Source organism: Salinispora tropica CNB-440, assembly GCF_000016425.1.
GTDB lineage: Bacteria > Actinomycetota > Actinomycetes > Mycobacteriales > Micromonosporaceae > Micromonospora > Micromonospora tropica.
Genome location: NC_009380.1, coordinates 850,231 through 871,413, shown reverse-complemented (window position 1 = coordinate 871,413; position 21,183 = coordinate 850,231). Strand labels below are relative to the sequence as shown.

Sequence of the window (21,183 nt, the reverse complement as noted above, 5' to 3'; positions counted from 1 at the left end):
CATGGTCAGGGCGCCCCGCACCGGATCGGCAGCCAAGGACGCCCGAGGCAAGGGTACGCGGGCACCCGGCGGGCGGCTCCGGGGACGGTCAGCCGATCCGGGCCCCGGCGACCGGGCCGTGCGCGGTGCGGGCCTGTCGGCACACGTCGAGGGCGCTCAACTCGGCGGCGATCCGCTCCGCGTCGGCCGCTCCGGCGGCGAGGAAGACACAGGTCGGCCCGGAGCCGGAGACGATGCCCGCGAGCGCTCCCGCCGCCTCACCCGCCTTCAGGGTGGCGGCCAGGGCGGGCCGCAGTGCGAGCGCGGCGTCCTGGAGGTCGTTACCGAGGGCCGCGGCGAGCACCCGGGGGTCGGGCTGCCGTAGCGCGGCGAGGAGGGTGTCGGTGCTGCCGAGCGGGGGGCCGGCGGCCCCGGCAGCTCGGAGCCGGTCGAGTTCCCGGTACGCGACCGGCGTGGACAAGCCGCCGTCGGCGACCGCGACGACCCAGTGCCAGACGGTCGGCCGGGCCAGGACCGGACTGACCGCCTCTCCCCGGCCGGTGCCGAGGGCGGTGCCCCCGTGGATCAGGAACGGCACGTCGGAACCGAGGCCGGCGGCGATCTCCGCCAGTTCGTCACGAGTCAGCCCGGTCCCCCAGAGGGCATCGCAGGCAACCAGCGCGGCGGCGGCATCGGCGCTACCTCCGGCGAGCCCACCGGCCAGTGGGATCTGCTTGCGCAGGTGCAGCCGGGCGTGCGGCGGCACGCCGGTGGAGCCGGCGAGGGCGCGGGCGGCGCGAATGACCAGGTTTGACTCGTCCAGGGCCAGTTCGCCGGCCCCCTCGCCCTCCATCGTCAGAGTGAGGGTGTCGCCCCGGCGGGCAGTCAACTCGTCGTGAATGGAGATCGCATGGTAGACCGTGTTCAGCTCGTGATAGCCGTCCCGGCGTAGCGGCCCCACCCCCAGGTGCAGGTTGATCTTGGCGGGGACCCGTACGCGGACCGGCCCGCTGGCACCTCGCGGTTCGTCATCCTCCGGTCGCCATGCCTCGGTCACGGGGTGGTGCCCCAAACCGAGTCCCGGTTCCCCGGTCCGGGCGTGACGGGCAGGGTCAGCGACGTGGCGTTTCGTACTTCCTCGGCGGGCACGGCGTCAGCCTACTGCCCGGTGGGAGTGCCGGCCGGGGCCGACGCGGCGATGGCGGCGAACTGCTCGACCGTGAGCGCCTCCCCGCGGGCGCCGGGGTCCACTCCGGCGGCGGTGAGCACCGCGGCCGCCCGATCCGCGCCGCCGGCCCAGCCGGCCAGGGCCGCGCGAAGGGTCTTGCGACGCTGGGCGAAGGCGGCGTCCACCACCGCGAAGATCCGCTCCCGGGAAACGCCCACTCCCGGCGATTCACGACGGGTGAAGGCGACAAGACCGGAGTCGACGTTCGGCACCGGCCAGAACACGTTCGGCGGAACCTTCCCGGCAGCGTGGACGCGGGCGTACCAGGCGAGTTTGACCGACGGCACGCCGTACACCCGGGAACCCGGACCGGCGACGAGCCGGTCGGCGACCTCCTTCTGCACCATGACCAGGCCGTGCCGCAGCGTCGGCAACTCGGCGAGCAGGTGCAGCACCACCGGTACGGCGACGTTGTACGGCAGGTTGGCGACCAACGCGGTCGGCGCGGGATCGGCGAGTTGCCCGGCGGTGACCCGGAGCGCGTCGGCGCGGTGCACCGAGAGCCGATCCGCGGCGGGGCCGGCGTGCCGGGCAGCGGTCTCCGGCAGGGCGGCGGCGAGGACCGGATCGATCTCGACGGCGTGCACGTGCGCGGCGGCCGGCAGCAGCGCGAGGGTGAGCGAGCCAAGGCCCGGACCGACCTCCAGCACCACGTCCTGGGCGGTCAGGCCGGCGGTGGTGACAATCCGCCGCACCGTGTTGGGGTCGTGGACGAAGTTCTGGCCGAGCCGCTTGGTGGGAGCGACGCCGAGGCGGGCGGCGAGGTCCCGGATCTCCGCCGGGCCGAGGAGACCGGTCACGCCCGTTAGCGTAGGTGGACGCCGGGGCGCGCCGGGCAGGGGCCCGCCACCCTCTGGCGGAATCCCGCCAGCCCCACCCTCACCAGGGGCCGAAGGCGCGCTCGCCGGTACGGGAGAGGCCCGCACAGAGCTCGTCCAGGTCGATGCCGGTGGTGGCGGCGAGCGAACGGACGGTGAGCGGGATCAGGTACGACGCGTTGGGGCGCCCCCGGTGTGGCACCGGAGTGAGATACGGCGCGTCCGTCTCCACGAGGAGGTGATCCAGCGGGGTTACCGCAGCGGCCTCCCGCAGTACCGCAGCGCTGCTGAAGGTGACGGTGCCGGCGAAGCTGAGCAGGTAGCCCCGACGCACGCACGCGCGGGCGAACTCGGCGTCGCCGGAGAAGCAGTGCATCACCACCGTCTCCGGAGCGCCCTCGTCGTCCAGGATCCGCAACACGTCGGCGTGCGCCTCACGGTCGTGGACGACGAGGGTTCGGCCGTACCGTTTGGCGATGTCGATGTGCGCCCGGAAGCTCACCTCCTGCGCGGCGCGCCCCTGCTCACCGGTGCGGAAAAAGTCCATGCCGGTCTCGCCGACGCCCCGTACCCGGTCCTGACCGGCCAGCGACTCGACGACGCGCAGCGCCTCGTCCAGCTCCGCCAACCGGGGCGCCTCGTTGGGGTGCAGCGCGACGGTGGCGACGACCGCCGGGTAGCGCTGGGCCACCTCGGCCCCCCACCGGGACGAGTCGACGTCGACCCCCACCTGCACCAACCGGTCCACCCCGGCCTCCGCGGCCGCCTCGACGACGGCGCGGATCGGGTCGACCGCGGCACGGGGATCGGCGGCGGCGTCGACCGGGTCGGCGACCGGGCCGCCACCGGCTCCCGAGCCGGAGGCCCGCGCGGCCGGGGTACGGCGCGGCGGGACCCCGGCCTCACTGATCGTGATGTCGAGGTGCGTGTGGCTGTCGGGCACCGGTCGGGGCAGCGGCGCGGGCGCGGGCGGGAACTCCCCGGCCCGCCGGGTCGCGCGCTGCCTACGGGATTCGGTCTGCTCTGTCATCGGCGCAAGCATCACACACCAGGTACGCCCCGGTGGATGTGCCTCAGCCCGCCAGGCGGGCCAGCTCCTCGTCAACGATCGACGGGTCGAGTTTGCGGAACACCGGCTTGGGCGGGTCGAGGGCACGCCCCACCGCCAACGGCACCGACTCCCACCGGGCACCGACCGTGTAGTCGCCGGTCAGCACCGGGTAGGCCGGCCCGCCGTCGAGGTCCTCAACCTCCTCGATCACCGGCATCGGCGCGTGCACCCCGGTGCCACCGAGCAGCTGGTGGATCTTCTGTGCGGAGTGCGGCAGGAATGGGGTGAGCAGCGTGTTCGCATCGCTGACGACCTGGAGGGCGACGTGCAGGACGGTCCCCATCCGCGGCCGGTCCGCCTCGCCCTTGAGCTTCCACGGCGCCTGCTCGGAGAGGTAGCGGTTGGCCTCGGCCACCACCTTCATCGCCTCGCCGATCGCCTGCTTCTGCCGGTGCCGGCCGATCAGCTCGCCGACCGTGTCGAAGCCGGCCCGGGCCACCGCGAGCAGCGTCTCGTCGGCCTCGGTGAGCCCGGCGGGGTCGACCGGCGGGATCGCGCCGAAGTTCTTCGCGGCCATCGAGATGGAGCGGTTGACCAGGTTGCCCCAGCCGGCGACCAACTCGTCGTTGTTGCGCCGGAGGAACTCCGCCCAGGTGAAGTCGGTGTCGTTACTCTCCGGCCCGGCCACCGCGATGAAGTAGCGCAACGCGTCGGCGTCGTAGCGCTCCAGGAAGTCGCGGACGTAGATGACCACGCGACGGGACGAGGAGAACTTCCGCCCCTCCATGGTCAGGAACTCGCTGGAGACCACCTCGGTGGGCAGGTTCAGCCGACCCAACTCGCCCGGCTGCCCGTCGTGGGAGCCTTCGCCGGAGTAGCCGGCGAGCAGCGCCGGCCAGATCACCGAGTGGAAGACGATGTTGTCCTTGCCCATGAAGTAGTGGCTGGGGGCGTCCTTGCCCGGCCCGTCCGCAGACCACCACCGGCGCCACGCCTGTGGGTCACCGGAGCGGCGAGCCCACTCGATCGAGGCGGAGAGGTAGCCGATGACCGCGTCGAACCACACGTAGATGCGCTTGTCGCCACGCTCCCGCCAGCCGTCGAGCGGGATCGGCACGCCCCACTCAAGGTCCCGGGTGATCGCCCGGGGCTGGAGGTCGTCCAACAGGTTCTTGGAGAAGCGCAGCACGTTCGGCCGCCAGCCCTCCCGCGTGTCCAGCCACTGCCCCAGTACGCCGGCGAGCGCCGGCAGGTCGAGGAAGAAGTGTTCGGTCTCGACGAACTTCGGAGTCTCCCCGTTGATCTTCGACTTTGGGTTTCGCAGGTCGATCGGGTCAAGCTGGTTGCCGCAGCTGTCGCACTGGTCGCCACGGGCGCTCTCGTAGCCGCAGATCGGGCAGGTGCCCTCGATGTAGCGGTCGGGCAGGGTCCGGCCGGTGGACGGGGAGATGGCGCCCATGGTGGTCTTCGACACGATGTACCCGTTGCGGTACATCCCCTCGAACAGCTCCTGCACCACGGCGTAGTGGTTGCCGGTGGTGGTGCGGGTGAACAGGTCGTAGGTGAGCCCGAGCCCGTGCAGGTCCGCCACGATCACCCGGTTGTAGCGGTCGGCCAGTTCGCGGGGGGTGACCCCCTCCGCGTCGGCCTGCACCTGGATCGGCGTGCCGTGTTCGTCGGTGCCGGAGACCATGAGCACGTCGTGGCCAGCCATGCGCATGTACCGGGCGAAGACGTCGGAGGGAACGCCGAAGCCGGAGACGTGGCCGATGTGACGCGGGCCATTGGCGTAGGGCCAGGCAACCGCCGCGAGAACGTGACTCATGACCAACAAGCCTAGTGACCCCGGCCGCGGGGCCGCGAACCAACAGGCTCGCTCCAGTCGCCCTGGTCACTTCCTTCCTCGCCCGCCTCACCGGTGGACGATGTCGTAGACCTCACGTCGGCGTAGTCCGTACTCGACGGCGACCTCGGTCACCGCGTCCCGGCGGGAGCGGCCAGCCTCCTCCCGGACGGTGACCGCCGACCGCAGTGTCTCGTCGTCCGGCCGTTGCCGGGCCGGACCCGTCGCACCCGCAACCACCAGCGTGATCTCGCCACGCGCTGGCTTCTCGGCGGCCCAGCTCGCCAACTCACCGAGTGGACGCCGGAGCACCTGTTCGTAGGTCTTGGTCAGCTCTCGACAGAGCGCCGCCGGCCGGTGGGCGCCGAACGCCGTGGCCAGGTCGGCGAGGGACGCGGCGACCCGGTGCGGCGCCTCGAAGAAGACCAGGGTGCGTTCCTCGGTGGCGAGCGCGGTCAGCCGGGCGCGGCGTGCGCCCGGGCTGCGGGGCAGGAAGCCCTCGAAGCAGAACCGGTCGCTGGCCAGCCCGGAGAGGGTGAGGGCGGTGGTGACCGCGCTGGGGCCGGGGGCGGCGGTGACCGGTATCCCGGCGTCCAATGCCGCCCGAACCAACCGGTAGCCGGGGTCGGAGACGCTGGGCATGCCACCGTCGGTGATCAGGGCGACGCCGAGGCCAGCGCGGAGAGCCTCGACAAGTTCCGGCGTACGACGCTCTTCATTGCCCTCAAAATATGAGACGATCCGCCCGGTAACGGTCACCTCGAGCTCCCGCGCCAACCGGGCGAGGCGCCGGGTGTCCTCGGCTGCCACCAGGTCAGCGGTGGCGAGGACCTCACGGAGCCGGGCGGAGGCGTCGGCCGGATTTCCGAGTGGCGCGCCAAGCAGGACGAGGTGTCCGACATCGGACTTCGCATCCACGAAAGGACGCTCCTTCATCGACGGTTATAGGGCTTCCTTGGGGCGGTGGGCGCGCAGGCCCACCTTTGCAGCCTACGATCACGGGGTGACCCAGGCGTCAACAGCGCACCCCGGCGGCCAGGCCGGGCCGGAACAGCCCGAGCAGACGGACCGGGGCCTGCCCCTCGGCAAGGGCCTTCCCACCATCGTCCGCCGCCGGCTGGCCACCATTGACAACCGGCTCGACCGGCGGTCCTGGCTGGCCACCGCGGTGATCGTCACGATCGCGGCGATCCTGCGCCTCGTCAACCTCGGAAACCCACCGGGCAAGATCTTCGACGAGGTCTACTACGCCCGGGACGCCTGGGGGCTGGTCGACCGGGGCGTCGAGTGGAACTACCAGGACGGCGGCCCGTCGTATGTGGTCCACCCGCCCCTGGGAAAATGGCTCATCGGGCTCGGTGAATGGGCCTTCGGGTACACCGACGCCGAACACGGGGTCTCCGCCGCCGGGCACCTGTTCACCACCGCCCCCGAGGTGGGCTGGCGATTCTCCGCGGCCCTGATCGGCACCCTCTCGGTGCTGCTGCTGGTCCGGATCGCGCGCCGACTGTTCGGCTCCACCGTGCTGGGCTGCGCCGCGGGGCTACTGCTGGCCCTGGACGGCTTCCACCTGGTGCTGTCCCGCACCGCGCTGCTCGACATCTTCCTGCTCTTCTTCGTGCTGGCGTCGTTCGGCGCACTGGTTCTCGACCGCGACGCCCGGCGCCGCCGCTGGGCAAAGGCCCTCACCTCCGGGCCGGACCCGGGATATCCCGGACGCACCGACCGGCCGGTCGGTGGCTGGCGGGCCTGGCCGTGGTGGCGGCTGGCCGCCGGGGTGCTGTTCGGCTGCGCCTGCGCGGTGAAGTGGAATGCGCTGTACTTTCTTCCGGCATTCGTGCTCCTGGTGGTCTTCTGGGAGGTCGGCGCCCGCCGCAGCGCCGGAGTGCGCCGGCCGTGGCGGCGCACCCTGCTCGACGAGACGCCCTGGCTGGTGTTGGCCGGGCTACTGATGGTGGTCACCTACCTCGCCACCTGGTCCGGTTGGCTGCTGGGCGACGAGGGGTACTACCGGGTGGTCGACGCGCAGCGGTGGCCGAACGCCCCGCTGAGCGACACCCCCGTCATCGGGGCGCTACAGAACCTCATCGAGTACCACCGGGCCGCGTACGGCTTCCACTCACAGCTCGACGACCCGCACACGTACCAGTCCTGGCCCTGGCAGTGGCTCCTCCTGGCGCGGCCGGTCGCGTTCTACTGGTCCGGCGAGGGACCTTGCGCCGCGGCGAACTGCGCCACCGAGGTGCTGCTGCTGGGCACGCCGCTGCTCTGGTGGTCGTTCCTACCGGCCCTGGCCGCGCTCGCCTGGCTGGGCCTCGCGCGGCGCGACTGGCGGGCCGGGACGATCCTGCTCTGCGTGGCGGCCGGGCTACTGCCCTGGTTCTGGTACGCGGCGGACAGTGGCCGCACCATGTTTTCCTTCTACACGGCCCCGGCGCTGCCGTTCCTGGTGCTCGCCGTGACCTACGTGCTGGGTGTGATCATCGGTACGCCGGCGGCAACCGTTCCGAAGAGCACGCCGGAGACCGCACCGGCGGGCGATGGGGATCGACGGCTCGTCGGTGCTGTCATCGCCGGGGGGTATGTGCTGCTGGTGGCGATCAACTTCGCCTACTTCTATCCGATCTTCGTCGGCGAGCCGCTTCCCTACGACAGCTGGTCCAACCGAATGTGGCTGGACAGTCGATGGATCTGACCGGCTCCGTCCTCGGGACCGGATAGCGGAAAGGGCCCGCACGTGAAACGTGCGGGCCCTGCCACGGAAAAGCGCGCTCCGATCGCCTGCCACGGGGGAAGCGGGCGATTGGAGCGCGCAGCAAAAGCTTAACCACGTTACAGCGACGGCACAACTGGCCGGGTTGGGTCAGATTCACGACGATCGCCACGCCGGACGGTCGTTGCGGTCGAGGGTGATGAGCCGCTACCGAACGCGCCCGGGGCCGAGCTTCCCACGCGGGCGTAGCAGCGTCACCGCGGTTGCGCTACGTTGGGCAGCCATGGCCGTCACGCAGACTCTGGACTGTGCCGCGCGGACCTTCCGCCGGCGACACCTCGCCGGAGCAGTCGATGCGTGACCTGCTGCCTGCCGCCGTCGCGGTCGTGGTCGCGGAGCCTCCGGACTGGGAGGGCGCGCTGTTACCGGAGGAGCAGGCAGGCCTCGGCGACCGAGCGGTGACCAGCCGGCGTCGTGAGTTCACCGCTGGTCGCGTCTGCGCACGCCGCGCCATCTCCGCGCTCGGCCGCTCGCCGGTCGCCGTCCCCACCGCCGCCAACCGCGCGCCGGTCTGGCCGAGCGGGGTGGTCGGGGCGATCACCCACACCCGCGGCTACTGCGCCGCCGCCGTAGCCCCGGCCGACGAGATCCGGTCGGTTGGCCTCGACGCCGAGCAGCACAAGCCGCTGAGCCCGGGGGTGGTCCAGGCAATCTGCCTGCCGGAGGAGGAGGCGCTGTTTCCGCGGTTGCCCAGCGGCGTCTCCTGGCCAACCGTGGTGTTCAGCGCGAAAGAGACGATCTACAAGGTCTGGCACCCGATCGTCGGCACCTGGTTGGACTTCCATGACGCGACCGTGACGCTGGATCCGGCGACGGGCCGTTTCACCGCCCGGATCGCCCCCGCGCGGGTAGCCGCCGCCACGGTGCACGCCCCACCGGCCACGGTGTCCGGTCGGTTCGCCGTGGACGGCGGCCTGGTCCGCACCGCGGCGGTGCTGCTTCCGGCCTAGCGACCGGACTCGCTGGCGCCGGTCGACGCCGCGCCACCCTGTCATCGGAGGGCCTGCCCCTGCCCCTGCCCCTGCCCCTGCCCCAAAGTCAGAGTCACAGTCAGAGCCAGACAATCCGAAAAATATTACCATTTACTTATGTAAATGAGGATAAGGCTGTCCGTTCAGCATCAGTCCGCTTCTCTGGAACCGGCGACCTGCGCTGTCGCCATCGGTATGCAAACCCGAGCCAGGAAGTAGGACCCATGCAGCGCACCTCGACCACCCCAACCGGAGAGACAACCACTTCGACCCGAGCCACCAACCACCCGAACCTGCCCGCCCCGCCCCGTCCCCGCCAACTGCCGGGGCCACTGGCAACACTGTCGGCCCGCGACCGCGAGCTATTCGTACGCTTCGGTTACGGGCGGACCGAATCCGTCGGGCACTCCCACATCCACCACGCCTTCGAGTACTGGGCCACCGTGACTCCCGACGCCGTCGCCGTGGAACACGGTGACGAGACCATCACCTATCGCGAGTTGGACCGGCGAGCCGACCAGCTGGCGGCCCGGCTCGCCGCCTCCGGTGTCCGTGCCGGCGACCGGGTCGCGCTGTTCGCCCGACGGTCCATCCCCATGATGGTCGGCCTGATCGCGACCCTGAAATCCGGCGCGGCCTACGTGCCGCAGCACGTCGACTCCGTACCCGCGGCCCAGTTGCAGCATGTCATCGAGACCGCTGAGACCCGGGTGGTCCTGACGTTGGCCGCCACGGCCAAGCGCATCCCGGTCCCCGATGGTCACGTCGTGATCGCCCTGGACGAACTGGTGGCGGAGCCCGCCGAACGCACCGTCCGTCGCTTCATCCCGACGACGCCACTTCAGACCGACGATCCCTGCTACGTGCTGTTCACCTCTGGCAGCACCGGCCGACCCAACGGGGTGGTCGTCACCCACCGCAACATCTGCAACATTCTGCTGACCGCACCGGGCGACCTCGGTATCCGACCAGGGTGGCGGGTCGGCCAGATCCTCAACATCGCCTTCGACATGGCGGCCTGGGAGATCCTGGGGGCGCTCAGCCACGGTGCCACGCTCGTCATTCGTGGCCCGGACATCGCCGAGACGATGTCCCGCGTGGACGTCATCATCGCGACCCCCACAGTGCTCAGTCGCATCGACCCACGCCGGTGTCACCAGGTCAAGGTCGTGGCGGTCGCCGGCGAGCCCTGCCCCCGCGCGCTCGCGGACACCTGGTCCGCGGTCTGTTCCTTCTACAACTCCTGCGGCCCGACCGAAACCACCATCGTCAACACGATGAGCCGGCACCATCCGGCCGCCGAACGACTCACCATCGGCCGACCAACACCCAACAACACCGTGTACGTGCTCGATGCCGACCTTCGGCCCTGCCCGATCGGCACGGTCGGTGAGATGTGGGCCGGCGGCGACTGCGTCTCCACGGGATACCTCGGAAACCCTCAGCTCACTGCCGAACGGTACGCCCTCGACCCGTTCCTCGGCGGTGGGAACCGGATGTTCCGTACCCGGGATCTGGCCCGCTGGACCCCTGACGGCGAGTTGGAACACTTCGGACGGACCGACGACCAGGTCAAGGTCCGCGGCTTTCGGGTGGAGCTGGACTCGGTGTCGGCGATCCTGGAGGCGGTACCGGGCTGCACCCGAGCGGCGACCATCAAACTGAATGACCGCACCCTCGTCTCATTCGTGGCCCCCACCCAGGTGGATCCCGGTCTCGCCCGGATGGCCGTCTCCGAGGCGCTGCCGTACTACTGCGTGCCCGAGACCGTGCACACCCTGTCGGAACTTCCCATGACCAGCCGAGGAAAGATCGACAAAACCGCCCTCCGCCGGCTCGCAACCGCCCGCGAGCGAGAGGCGACGCGATGACCACCACCCCGCTGACCACGACACCGCCCGCGCCCCTGGCCGTGGCAGCTCCTGACTCGGCGCGCTCCGCCCACCACGACAAGCTGCCGCCGCGGCTGCCGCTACCGCGACGAATCCTCGCGCACCCAACGTTGATGCACTACCACCGGCTGACCGCGGTGGTGCTCCTCGTGAATCTCGGCCTTGCCGGGTACATGCTCGGCACCGGTGGATGGTCCACCGTCGAGCTACCGACCTCCCAGCTCGCCAGCCTGACCCTGGCGAACTTCACCCTCGCCGTCGTCGTCCGGCAGCAGTACATCATCAATCTGTTCTTCTGGCTGGCCACCCGGGCCCGAACGAGTTGGCCCCTGCGCATCCGACGGACGCTCGGCAAGGTCTACCACTTCGGTGGGCTACACGTCGGCGGCGCGCTCGCCGGGACCCTGTGGTTTATCGCCTTCACCGCGACCGCCACCGTCGAGGCCATTCGGTCCGGCTCGGGAATGCCTGCATCCCTGGTCGTGACCTATCTGTTGGTCGCTCTGCTCCTCACCGTCTGCGGCACCGCCCTGCCACCGGTACGCGCCCGGCGCCACGACCTGTTCGAGCGGGTCCACCGCTTCGGCGGGTGGCTGGCCCTGGCGCTGTTCTGGGCGCTGACGGTCCTGATGATCGCCGCGGAACCAGGGTCCCGACCGCTCGCCACGGCGCTACTGACCGAGGCAGGCGTCTGGGCGCTCGCCCTGATGACGTTCAGCGTCGCCCTGCCGTGGCTACGGCTGCGCAAGGTGCCCGTGGCCGTCGGACGGCCGTCCGACCATGTCGCGCTGGTCCAGCTCGAGCGACGCCGGGTTCCCTTTCCCGGCTCCTCCACCGCGGTCAGCCGTAACCCGCTACTGGAGTGGCACTCGTTCGCCAACGTTCCCACCCCGGGGCAACGACACTTCCGCATCACCATCTCCCGCGCGGGCGACTGGACCGGCGCCCTCGTTGACAACCCCCCGTCCCACCTGTGGGTCAAGGGCATCACCACCGCCGGAGTGGCCAACATCGAGACCCTCTTCACCAAGGTGGTCTACGTCGCCACCGGCAGCGGGATCGGGCCGGTGCTGCCCCACCTGTTGGCAGACGAGGTCCCGTCGCACCTGGTCTGGGCGGTCCGCAGCCCCCGGACGACCTATGGCGACGCCTTGATCGACGAGATTCTCGCCGCCCGGCCGAACGCCACAATCTGGGACACCGCCACCGACGGCAAGCCCGACATGGTGGCCCTGGCGTACCGCGCCTACCGCGAGCACGGCGCCGAAGCCGTCATCTGTATCTCCAACAAGAAGCTGACCTGGCGGGTTGTCCACGGGCTGGAGCAACGAGGCATCCCCGCCTACGGCGCCATCTGGGACTCCTGACCGACAAGGGAGAAGACCATGAACATCATCGTGGAGCGAACCGATCGGGTCGTCACCGTACGGCTGAACCGGCCCGCCGCCCGCAACGCCCTCAACACCGAACTGTTGACCGAGCTGCTGGCGACGCTGCAACCCCTGGACGACGACCCGGGCGTCGGATGCTTCGTCATCGCCGGCACCGACCAGTTCTTCGCGGCGGGTGCGGACATCCGGGAGATGGCGGCGAAGTCGGCCGCGGAGCTGGTGGTCGAGGACTTCTTCGCCGGCTGGGAGGCGTTCACCGCGCTCCGTACACCCACCGTCGCGGCGGTCGCCGGCTACGCCCTGGGCGGCGGTTGTGAACTGGCCATGATGTGCGACGTCGTCCTCGCCGCCGACACGGCTCGCTTCGGACAGCCGGAGATCACACTCGGCGTGATCCCCGGCATTGGTGGTACACAGCGGCTGACCCGGCTGGTGGGCAAGGCCAAGGCCATGGACCTGATTCTGACCGGCCGACTCATGGACGCCGAGGAGGCCGAACGCGCCGGCCTGGTCTCCCGGGTCGTTCCGGCCGACCGGCTGCTGGCGGAGGCGGGGGCGGTGGCCCGGACGGTGGCCGGGTTCGGCAAGGTGGCCACCACGGCCGCCTGCGAGGCGATCGACCGCGCGCTGGAGACCAGCTTGCGGGAGGGAGTCCTCTTTGAGCGACGCAGCTTCCACTCCCTGTTCGGCACCGCCGACCAACGGGAGGGGATGCAGGCCTTCCTCGACAAACGTGCACCCCGGTTCACTGGCCGATAGGTGCCCGGTGGTCCCCGCGGGTGCCCTCGTGCTCCGGCTCGCTACCCGCCGGCGGCCCGCCACACCAGGCCGGCGGCGACTCCGACGACGAGGCTGAGCGAAGCCGCCACGACGGCCACCGTCGCACTCCATCGCCCTGGGCGGTCGGGCGGGGCGACCGCCCAGGGTTGATAGAGGGCAACCAGCCACCGCAGGTAATAGAAGAGGCTGAGCGCGGAGTTGACGAAGACGACGACCGCCAGCCCGGCGTATCCGCCGTCCCAGGCGGCGCTCGCGGCGGTCAGCTTCCCGACGAAGACCGCTGTCGGAGGGGTGCCGACCAGGCCGAGCAGCGCTACCACCAGGGCGGCGGCCAGCCACGGTGCGGTCGCCGCGACACCGCGCCAGGACGTGCGGTCGCGGTGCCGCGGTAGCGCGGCGGTGACCGCGAAGGCGGCGACGTTGGTAACCGTGTAGCCAGCGAGATAGACCAACAGCGACGGCTGGGCGAGGTCGCTGCCTCCGGTGGCGACGACAGGCACCAGCAGGTAGCCGACCTGGCTCACCGTTGACCAGCCGAGCAGCCGCCGCACGTCGGTCTGCCAGTACGCGGCGAGGTTACCCAGCAGCATGGACGCCACGGCCAGCACAGCCACCACGACCGGCCAGTTCGAGCTGTCGGGGAGGATCCCCGCGAGCCGGTGGACCGCGATCAACGCACCGATCTTGGGCACGGTGGTGAGGAACGTCGCCGCCGTGACCGTGCCGCCCTGCGCCGCGTCGGGAACCCAGAAGTGCGCGGGGAATCCGCCGGCTTTGAACATCAGCCCGCCGATGAGCGCGACGGTGGCGGCGGTGACCACCGACCGCGGCGCGTCCGGCAGCCGAACGGCGAGTTCGGCGTAGGCCGTGGTGCCGGTGATCCCGGAGAGCAACGTGACACCGAACAGGAGCAGGATGCCGAAGAGAGCGCCGAGGAGGTAGGTCTTCAGCACCGCTTCGGCTGCGGCGCCGGTGCGGGCCAGGCCGATCAGCGCGTACAGCGGGATGCTGGCCAGAAGAAAGCCGACGACCAGGGCGAGCAGGTCGGTGGCGCCCGCGAGTAGCACCGCCCCGGCGGCGGCGAACAGCAGCAACGCGTAGGCGTCGCTCTCCCGGGCGTCCCCGGCGAGTTCGTCCCCGGCGAGGGCGAGGACGAGGAGGCTGCCGGCGGCGGCGATGATCCGGGCGACGCCGGTGACGGTGTCCACCGCGTAGGAGCCGTCGAAGGCGGTGCTCGCCGGAGCCGGGAGCGCGACCGCGGCGGTGATGATCACCATGACGCAGACGGCGGCGGCGACCCCGCGCAGAGTCCACTGCCGGTGGCGGGGCGTGAACGAACCACCGAGCAGGACGACGAGCGCACCGCCGGCGAGCAGCATCTCCGGCAGCAGCAGCTCGGCGCGCATCATCTCCGACGCCACCCGGTCACCGGCCAAGCAGGTCGACGACGGTACGGGCAGCGGGCTCGACGAGGTCGAGCAGGGGGCGCGGCAGCACTCCGATGAGGAGGGACAACGCCAGCAGTGGTCCCACCGACCACCGCTCGGTGGCGCGCAGGTCGTCGAAGCCCTTCGCGTGACCGGTGGTAGGGCCGGTCAGCAACGCCTGCCCGGCGCGGAGGAACAAGGCGGCCGTGATGAGGATGCCGAGCAGGGCCACCGCTGTCACCGGGGCGGTGGCGATGCTGCCGGCGAAGACCTGGAACTCGGCGATGAAGCCGGAGAAGGCCGGCAGGCCGAGGGAGGCGAGGGCGCCGACGGCGAAGAACGCGGCGAACATCGGCGCGGGGGCGGCGAGACCGCCGTACGCGTGCATGTCGTAGGTGCCGGCACGCTCGTACAGGACCCCGGCGAGCAGGAACAGGGCGGAGGTGATCAGACCATGGCTGACCATCTGGGTGACCGCACCGGTCACCGCGACCGCCCGCGGCTCGGCGGTGTCCACGCTGACCAGACCGGCGGCGCCCACAGCGAGCACGATGTAGCCCATGTGGTTGATCGAGGTGTAGGCGATCATCCGCTTGAGGTTGGTCTGGGCCAGAGCGACCAACGCGCCGTAAAGGACCGACACCACCCCGACGGTGATGATGATCCACGCCCAGCCCCGCCACGCCTGGGGCAGCATTGGCGCGGCGATACGCACGAAACCGTAGGTACCCAGCTTCAACAGCACCCCGGCCAGGACGGCGGAGCCGACGGCGGGAGCGTCGGTGTGCGCCGGCGGCAACCAGGTGTGAAACGGCACGGTGGGGGTCTTCACCGCCAGGCCGATCAGGATCGCGGCCAGCACCGCTCCCCCGGCCAGCGGGCGCCCCTCGAGGGGATTCTGCGCGGTGAGGGTCGGCATGTCGAAGGTGTGGGGGTCGGCTGCCACGTACAGGCCGATGAACCCGGTGAGCAGCGCCAACGAGCCGAGGAAGGTGTAGAGGAAGAACTTCAGCGCCGACCGGGCCCGGTCGCCGTGCCCCCAGCCGGCGATCACCGCGTACATCCCGACGATGGACAGGTCGAAGAAGACGAAGAAGAGGATCAGGTCGGCCGCGGCGAAGACCCCGAGGCTCACGCTCTGCAAGAACAGGAAGAGCGATGCCTGTACGCGGGGGCGATGCCGCTCCCGCAGCGCGTACACCGCGCAGGCGAGGAAGACCACCGCGGTCATCGCCATCAGGGGCAGGGAGAGCCCGTCCACGCCCAGGTGGTAGCTGCTGCCCACCCCCGGGATCCACGCCGCCCGTTCGGCGAGGGCCAGCTCTCCCGGCGGGGGCGTCTCGTATCCCGCCCAGACGACGCCGACCAGCACCAGCTCGACCGTCGCCGCACCTACCCAGATCCACCGCGCGGCGGCGTCGCTGCACCGGGGGACGACGGCCAACACCACCGCGACGAGCAGGGGCAGGAAGACGATCACTGTGAGCATTCGGCTACCCCAGCACCACGAGGACGACGACACCGACGACGAGCACCACCACGGCCTGGAGGTAGTACTGGTGCAGTTGCCCGGTCTGCGGCCGCCGGGCGAGGTGCCCCAGCCGCCGCAGTCCGGCGGCGACAACCTCCACCATCCGGTCGACCCGGCGCTGATCGACCTGCGCGGCCCGCCGGGCCAGGATGGCCGTGGCACGCGCCGCCTGCGCAACGCTCCGGTCCAGCACCCGGTCGTCGAACCGAGCTGCCGCCGTACCGACCGCCAGGGCCGGACCCGCCACCAGAACCGAAGCCGCGTATCGAAGACCCAGCCACCGCCGCGCCCAGCGCGGTTCCGGTGCCCGCCACCGTGTCACCACGACGAGGACCGCCAGGGCGATCAGCGCCGACGCGACCAGTTCCAGCACCGGCACCGGCCGGTAGCCGCCGGGCTGGCCAACGGCGTGGGCTACCACCGCGCCGATCGGTGGCAGTGCCAGCAACCCGGCGCCCGCGGCGGCGACGGCCAGCACCAACAGCGGCAACCATCCGGCCAGGGGAACTCGCCCGGTTCCGGACTCCTCCTGGTCGCGGTACGCGTCCACCGCGCCCTGCTGGCCAGCGGGGACCCGCCGCCAGATCACCACGAGAACCTTCCCCGCGTAGGCGGCGGAGAGCGCTGCCGCCGCGAGGCCAACCGTGTACACCACCGTCGACTCCTCGCGTACGGCAGCGAGGATGGAATCCTTGGTCGCCCAGAGTGACAGCGGCGCGATCCCAGCCAAGGCGAGCAGCCCGACCGTCGCCGACCAACCGACCAGCATCCATCGCCGGGTCACCCCGGCCAGGCCGGCGAGCTGTTTGGTGCCCAGCGCGGTTAGCCACGCTCCGGCGGCGAGGAACAACAGCGCCTTGACCGCGGCGTGCGCCACCAGGTGCGCGGCGCCGCCCGCCACCGCGCCGGCCCCAGCGGCCAACACCACGAACCCGAGCTGTGCGCAGGTGGAGGCGGCGAGGAGTTGCTTCAGGTCGTGCTGGGCCAACGCGACCGCGCCGAGCAGCAGCGCGGTCCCCGCGCCGACCCACATGGTCACCGAAGGGGCCCAGCCGGTGGCGGCCAGCAGCGGCTGCGTCCGCAGTAGCAGGTAGCCGCCCATCGCCACCATCGCCGCGGAGTGCAGCAGCGCGCTGACCGGACTCGGCCCGGCCATCGCCCTGGACAGCCAGAAGGAGAACGGTAGCTGTGCGGCCTTGCCGAGCGCCGCGACCAGGACTCCTGCTGCCACGACGTGCCGCCACCCCGGGCTGCTGCCGGCGAGGTCGGCCAGGGCCAGGCCCCCGCCCCCGGCCAGGGCCGCCCCGGCCGCCAGATAGAGGCCAAGATCTCCAGTACGGGTGGTGACAAGCGCCGTGAAGCCGGCCGACACCCGGGCCTCCTCCCACCACCGAAACCCGATCAACGCGTACGACGCGGCACCCATCAACTCCCAGGCGAACAGCAACGTCGGCAGAGTGCCCGCCGTGACGGTGAGCGCGGCCGAGGCGGCGAACAGCAGCATCAGGCCGTGGAACCGCGCCGCCGGGGTAAGTTCCTCGCCGACGGCGGCCACCAGCACCAGCAGCGTCACCACCAACACCGTCGGCAGGACCAGCGCGGCCAGCCCATCCACCGTCAGGACGAAGTCCGCGCCGGCCAGGAACGGCACCGCCACCGTCGGCCGGGCGACGGCAACCAGCGCTGACAGCAGCACCGCCGTGACCGCGACCGCCAACGCGACCCGCACCGCGACCCGGTCCCTGGGCCGGGCGAGGACCAGCACGGCACCGGCGGTGGCGGGCAAGCCGACCACCGCCCACAACGCTGACGTTCCGAGCGCGGTCATCCGGACAGGTCCGCGGCCGTGTCGGTCAGATCCGACCGCCGTAGGCGGTGCAGCTGAGTGGCCACGGCGAAGCCCATCGCCATCTCGACCGTCATCGCCGCGAGGACGACCAGGAGCAGCACCTGCCCGGACGGGTCGGGGGCGCAGAACCACCACAGCCCGGCCACAGCGAGGATCAGGCCGTTGAGCATCAGCTCCAGGCCCATCATCACCATCACCACGACCTGTTGGGACAGGGCGCCGTACAAGCCGACGGAGATCAGAGCCGCGGCCACCAGCAGCACAGTCCGTACCGTCACCGTCCCACCCCTCCCGGCTGCGGATCAGCTGCCCGGCGGTGACGAAGGTCGTCCCCGAAACGGTCGTAGCGGGTACGGTGCGCGGCCAGGACGACCCCGCTGACGATGGTGACCGCCATGACCGCACCCACCACGGCCATGGCCAACATCTTCGGACCCATCAGCTCGGTGCCGAGGGCGGCGGTGACATCGTCGGGAGGGCTGCCACGACGGCTCGGCCACGGCGCGAACAGCGCCCCGGCAGCCAGGAGGAGAAACACCCCGACCGACACCGGTAGGGCATGACGGGCACCGTGGACCATGTTCATCGGCATCATCGCCGGATTCATTCCCATAAACATGTTCATGTAGACGGCCATGATCGCCATCTCCATCACCATCATCAGAATGACCAACACGCCGACGTAGAGCTGCTGGAGCAGGAGCACCTGAAGACCGACCGCGATGAAGGACAGCGCCAGGGAGTAGCTGGCACGGGCCATCGAGTCGACGACGAAGACGGCGACCCCGGCGAGCACCGCGACGACCGCGAGGCCCCAGAAGACGACGTGGGTGACCATGCCTCAGCTCCCGATCACGATGACGGCGACCAGAAGGTCCTGCAGCAGCACCGCCGGCAGCAGCACCAGCCAGCCCACCTCCATGAACATGTCCGGACGTAGCGCGGGCACCCGGCGGCGCAGCCACACCAGCACCGCCAGCAGCACCGTGGCCTTCACCAACACCCAGGCCCAGGCCGGCAGCAGCGGCCCGGCCCCACCACCGAGGAACATCGGTACGGCGAAGGCGGCACCCGCCGCCAGCAGCGCGTACCGGCCGGCCAGAAACACCAGTCGATCCACACCGGAGAGCTCCGCCGTCACTCCACCCGCTATGTCGCCACCAAGAGCCGGCGAGAAGGGCCCCCACACCGCGATGGCCACCACGCCGAGGCAGTAGACGACGAAGGCCACCGGCATCCACACCACGAACCACAACCCCTGCTGCGCGGCGGCGACCTCCCCCACCCGCAGACTGGACGCCGCAACCGCCGGCGCCACCAGCGCGAACATCAGCGGCAACTCGTACGCCAACCCGTGTGCCAGGAACCGGTAGCCCCCAACCAGCGAGTACGCGGAGTTGGCTCCCCACCCGGTTAGCCACACGAACGCCCACGCCAGGACGTCGAGTGCGTTCACCCACACCACCCCGACGCCGAGGTCGAACAGGGTCCACCGCCCGAGTGGCACCACCGTGACGATCATCAGCGCCATGCCGAGTAGCCCCGCCCCGCCGATCCGCCACAGCAGGCGGTCCGCGGCGACGGTGGTTCGCCGGCGCTGCCGTAGCAACCGGGCCATCTCACCCACCGGCCGCCCCAATCCGGACCGGGCACCAGCGGCCCGGCCGGCCAGGACCCCGTCGAGCAGCGCCGCGGCGACCACGAGCGCCCCCAGCAACCCCGCCGCGACCGGCGCCCAGCCACCGGAGACCACGGTCGGCGCTTCAGCCATCTCGGACCGTACCCAGCGCAGCGATGTCGAGGCTGGCCACGATGAGCCGGGCGGTGGCCACGTCCCAACCGGATACGACGCCGGCGACCGCTGCCGGCGGTGTGACCGGCAGGCTGACCACGACACTGCCGGAACCGCCGACCGCGGCGACCGCCCGGTCGAGCATGCCGTTGAGTCGGTCCCACACGTCACCGGTGAGCTCCGGGGCGAGCCCCAACCGGGCCAGCTCGCCGGGGAGCAGTGGCCCCACCCTCCGCAGCGACCAGCGGAGCAGCCCCGAGCGGCGTACCCGGCGCCGCAGCCGCGCCAACTCCGTGGTCGCCACCGACCACTCGCCGGTCAGGAATCGATCGCGGACGGCGCGGGCCCGTCCTGCCGCGTCCTGCCAGCCCGCCAGCGCCAGCACCCGAGCCGCGTTGTCGCAACGTTGGGCAGCGAACTCTCCGACGTCTTGACTGGCCTCGCCGGATGTGTCACCACCGACTACGTGAGCACCGCTGGCGTACCCGCCCTGCCCAGCGTCAACGACACCCGCCTGCGCCTCGACGATGAGGTCGCCGTGCAGGTGAGCGCGGAGGACCAGGCCGGCGGGCCAGTCCGGCAGCACCGGGCCGAGCCGCACGTGCAGCACGTCCATCTCCAGCCCGTCGCGATCCTCGCCGCCGTGCGCCAGGGCGATGGCACCACGCGGTGCTGACTCGATCGCGGCGGGGCCCATGGCATCGCCCCGCACCGCTGAGCATGCACCGCGCCAGTCCGTCGGGTGCCCTCCGTACGCGGTTGCTGGGCGCTCGTGGCGCGCGGCTGCCGGATCGTCGCGGCCCGACGCTGCCGGATCTTCGCCATCGTGGGACCCCTGCCCGTCGCGGGCGGTGCTGTCCCTCCGTTGGCGTGCCGTATCCCGCAGGACGGCGTCCGCCTGGTCCAGGGCCGCGGCCACCAGATCCGGCGCGGCGACATCGATCCGGGCACGCGGCCCGGGCAGCTGCTCCCACAGGCTCACCGCCGCCAGCGCCAGCTCTGGTCCGGGCGATCCACACACCGCCAGGATGTCGGCGTCAGCCGGCGACACCGCCAGCCGCCACCCCCGGATGCCCGCGAGCCGCTCGACTGCGACCCGGGTCAGCCAGTGCCCGGGCACCTCGATGACCAGCAGATGGGAGTGCCGGACGGCGAGCCGCGCCAGCGCACCGCTCACACCCATCGCAGCGCGCCTTCCCGCCAGGCCCACACCACCGCGACAAGCACACCCGCCAGGAAGACGAACATCTCCACCACGGCGGTGGCCCCCAGCTCGGCGACGACCACCGCCCACGGGTACATGAACAGCATCTCCACGTCGAACGCCAGGAACAGCAACGTCGCCAGATACCAACGGACGTGGTACCGGGACAGGGCGTGCTCCTCGGGACGCCAGCCGGACTGGAACGGCGCGGCCAGCAGCGGCCGTCGAGCGATCGTCAGCGCACCGTGCGCCAGGTAGCAGCCCGCAACCACCACCACGGCGACCAGCGCCATTCCCGCCGCCCCTGCGTACATCGCGCTTCACCCCGCCCTGCCCCGCCCACGAGGGCGCACTTTCACATTAGGGTTGAAACAAGACAATCCGTCCGAGCGTGCACCCCCCTCACCCGAACGGGTCCCACCACCGCGACCTCCCGAGACCGGGCGGGGCGCCACAGACGCCACACCACCCCTCCGGCGCTCCCCGAACAGAGATACGACGCCGAAGGGGGCGTTCACCAGCCAGCCACCTGCACGCCGCCCAAGATTGACCGACGTGACTCCTCCGACATGACAGAGTGGACTCCCTGGTACGACGACCCCACCGACACCGCAGCCAGCGGTAGCGAACCCGAGGCGGAGTCCGGTACACATA

18 protein-coding genes are annotated in these 21,183 nt (G+C 71.2%); 5 read left to right on the top strand and 13 right to left on the bottom strand.

Annotated features, from left to right (window positions below):
* Positions 1-88: 88 nt before the first annotated feature.
* The 5 genes from STROP_RS03965 to rsmI all read right to left on the bottom strand — a co-directional run bounded on the left by STROP_RS03965 (position 89) and on the right by rsmI (position 5,837).
* Positions 89-1,036, bottom strand: coding sequence for a 4-(cytidine 5'-diphospho)-2-C-methyl-D-erythritol kinase (locus tag STROP_RS03965; protein ID WP_011904694.1), 948 nt, complete (start codon positions 1,034-1,036; stop codon positions 89-91).
* 101 nt (positions 1,037-1,137) lie between these two features.
* The gene (gene rsmA / locus STROP_RS03960; RefSeq protein ID WP_011904693.1) at positions 1,138-2,007 is read right to left on the bottom strand and encodes a 16S rRNA (adenine(1518)-N(6)/adenine(1519)-N(6))-dimethyltransferase RsmA; all 870 of its coding nucleotides are present in this window, start codon (positions 2,005-2,007) and stop codon (positions 1,138-1,140) included.
* Between the two features lie 79 nt (positions 2,008-2,086).
* Positions 2,087-3,067 (bottom strand): TatD family hydrolase, encoded by a 981-nt coding sequence (locus STROP_RS03955; protein WP_018832410.1) that lies wholly within the window; start codon positions 3,065-3,067, stop codon positions 2,087-2,089.
* A gap of 31 nt (positions 3,068-3,098) precedes the next feature.
* Positions 3,099-4,901, bottom strand: coding sequence for a methionine--tRNA ligase (gene metG, locus STROP_RS03950; protein WP_026274813.1), 1,803 nt, complete (start codon positions 4,899-4,901; stop codon positions 3,099-3,101).
* 87 nt (positions 4,902-4,988) lie between these two features.
* Positions 4,989-5,837 carry a 16S rRNA (cytidine(1402)-2'-O)-methyltransferase gene (gene rsmI / locus STROP_RS03945; protein WP_011904690.1) on the bottom strand — a complete coding sequence of 283 codons (849 nt, stop codon included), beginning with the start codon at positions 5,835-5,837 and terminating at the stop codon, positions 4,989-4,991.
* Between the two features lie 85 nt (positions 5,838-5,922).
* Here rsmI and STROP_RS03940 point away from each other — a divergent pair, with 85 nt between their 5' ends.
* The 5 genes from STROP_RS03940 (at position 5,923) to STROP_RS03920 (ending at position 12,705) form a co-directional block, all read left to right on the top strand.
* Positions 5,923-7,614 (top strand): dolichyl-phosphate-mannose--protein mannosyltransferase, encoded by a 1,692-nt coding sequence (locus STROP_RS03940; RefSeq protein WP_026274815.1) that lies wholly within the window; start codon positions 5,923-5,925, stop codon positions 7,612-7,614.
* 371 nt (positions 7,615-7,985) lie between these two features.
* Complete coding sequence (locus STROP_RS03935) at positions 7,986-8,642, top strand: 4'-phosphopantetheinyl transferase family protein (RefSeq protein WP_011904688.1); 657 nt, start codon at positions 7,986-7,988, stop codon at positions 8,640-8,642.
* Positions 8,643-8,887: 245 nt separating this feature from the next.
* A complete protein-coding gene (locus tag STROP_RS03930; protein WP_011904687.1) occupies positions 8,888-10,534 on the top strand; it encodes an amino acid adenylation domain-containing protein in 1,647 nt (548 codons plus the stop codon).
* Positions 10,531-11,922, top strand: a complete 1,392-nt coding sequence (locus STROP_RS03925) for a ferredoxin reductase domain-containing protein (RefSeq protein ID WP_011904686.1) — start codon at positions 10,531-10,533, stop codon at positions 11,920-11,922. Before STROP_RS03930 ends, STROP_RS03925 begins: the two co-directional genes overlap by 4 nt.
* 18 nt (positions 11,923-11,940) lie before the next feature.
* Positions 11,941-12,705, top strand: a complete 765-nt coding sequence (locus tag STROP_RS03920; protein WP_011904685.1) for an enoyl-CoA hydratase-related protein — start codon at positions 11,941-11,943, stop codon at positions 12,703-12,705.
* Between the two features lie 41 nt (positions 12,706-12,746).
* Here STROP_RS03920 and STROP_RS03915 read toward each other — a convergent pair whose 3' ends face one another.
* The 8 genes from STROP_RS03915 to STROP_RS03880 are packed head-to-tail and all read right to left on the bottom strand — an operon-like array spanning position 12,747 to position 20,822.
* Positions 12,747-14,147 carry an NADH-quinone oxidoreductase subunit N gene (locus STROP_RS03915; protein WP_026274816.1) on the bottom strand — a complete coding sequence of 467 codons (1,401 nt, stop codon included), beginning with the start codon at positions 14,145-14,147 and terminating at the stop codon, positions 12,747-12,749.
* A gap of 4 nt (positions 14,148-14,151) precedes the next feature.
* On the bottom strand, positions 14,152-15,642 hold the full coding sequence (locus STROP_RS03910; RefSeq protein WP_011904683.1) for a complex I subunit 4 family protein: 1,491 nt from the start codon (positions 15,640-15,642) through the stop codon (positions 14,152-14,154).
* 4 nt (positions 15,643-15,646) lie between these two features.
* Complete coding sequence (locus tag STROP_RS03905) at positions 15,647-17,512, bottom strand: proton-conducting transporter transmembrane domain-containing protein (protein WP_011904682.1); 1,866 nt, start codon at positions 17,510-17,512, stop codon at positions 15,647-15,649.
* Positions 17,509-17,811, bottom strand: coding sequence for an NADH-quinone oxidoreductase subunit NuoK (locus STROP_RS03900; RefSeq protein WP_011904681.1), 303 nt, complete (start codon positions 17,809-17,811; stop codon positions 17,509-17,511). Before STROP_RS03900 ends, STROP_RS03905 begins: the two co-directional genes overlap by 4 nt.
* Positions 17,808-18,371, bottom strand: coding sequence for an NADH-quinone oxidoreductase subunit J (locus tag STROP_RS03895; protein WP_011904680.1), 564 nt, complete (start codon positions 18,369-18,371; stop codon positions 17,808-17,810). The genes STROP_RS03900 and STROP_RS03895 overlap by 4 nt, the downstream gene beginning before the upstream one ends.
* A gap of 3 nt (positions 18,372-18,374) precedes the next feature.
* Positions 18,375-19,304, bottom strand: coding sequence for a complex I subunit 1 family protein (locus STROP_RS03890; RefSeq protein ID WP_011904679.1), 930 nt, complete (start codon positions 19,302-19,304; stop codon positions 18,375-18,377).
* On the bottom strand, positions 19,297-20,508 hold the full coding sequence (locus tag STROP_RS03885; protein ID WP_011904678.1) for a hypothetical protein: 1,212 nt from the start codon (positions 20,506-20,508) through the stop codon (positions 19,297-19,299). The genes STROP_RS03890 and STROP_RS03885 overlap by 8 nt, the downstream gene beginning before the upstream one ends.
* Positions 20,499-20,822 carry an NADH-quinone oxidoreductase subunit A gene (locus tag STROP_RS03880; RefSeq protein ID WP_026274817.1) on the bottom strand — a complete coding sequence of 108 codons (324 nt, stop codon included), beginning with the start codon at positions 20,820-20,822 and terminating at the stop codon, positions 20,499-20,501. The genes STROP_RS03885 and STROP_RS03880 overlap by 10 nt, the downstream gene beginning before the upstream one ends.
* Positions 20,823-21,183 lie beyond the last annotated feature (361 nt).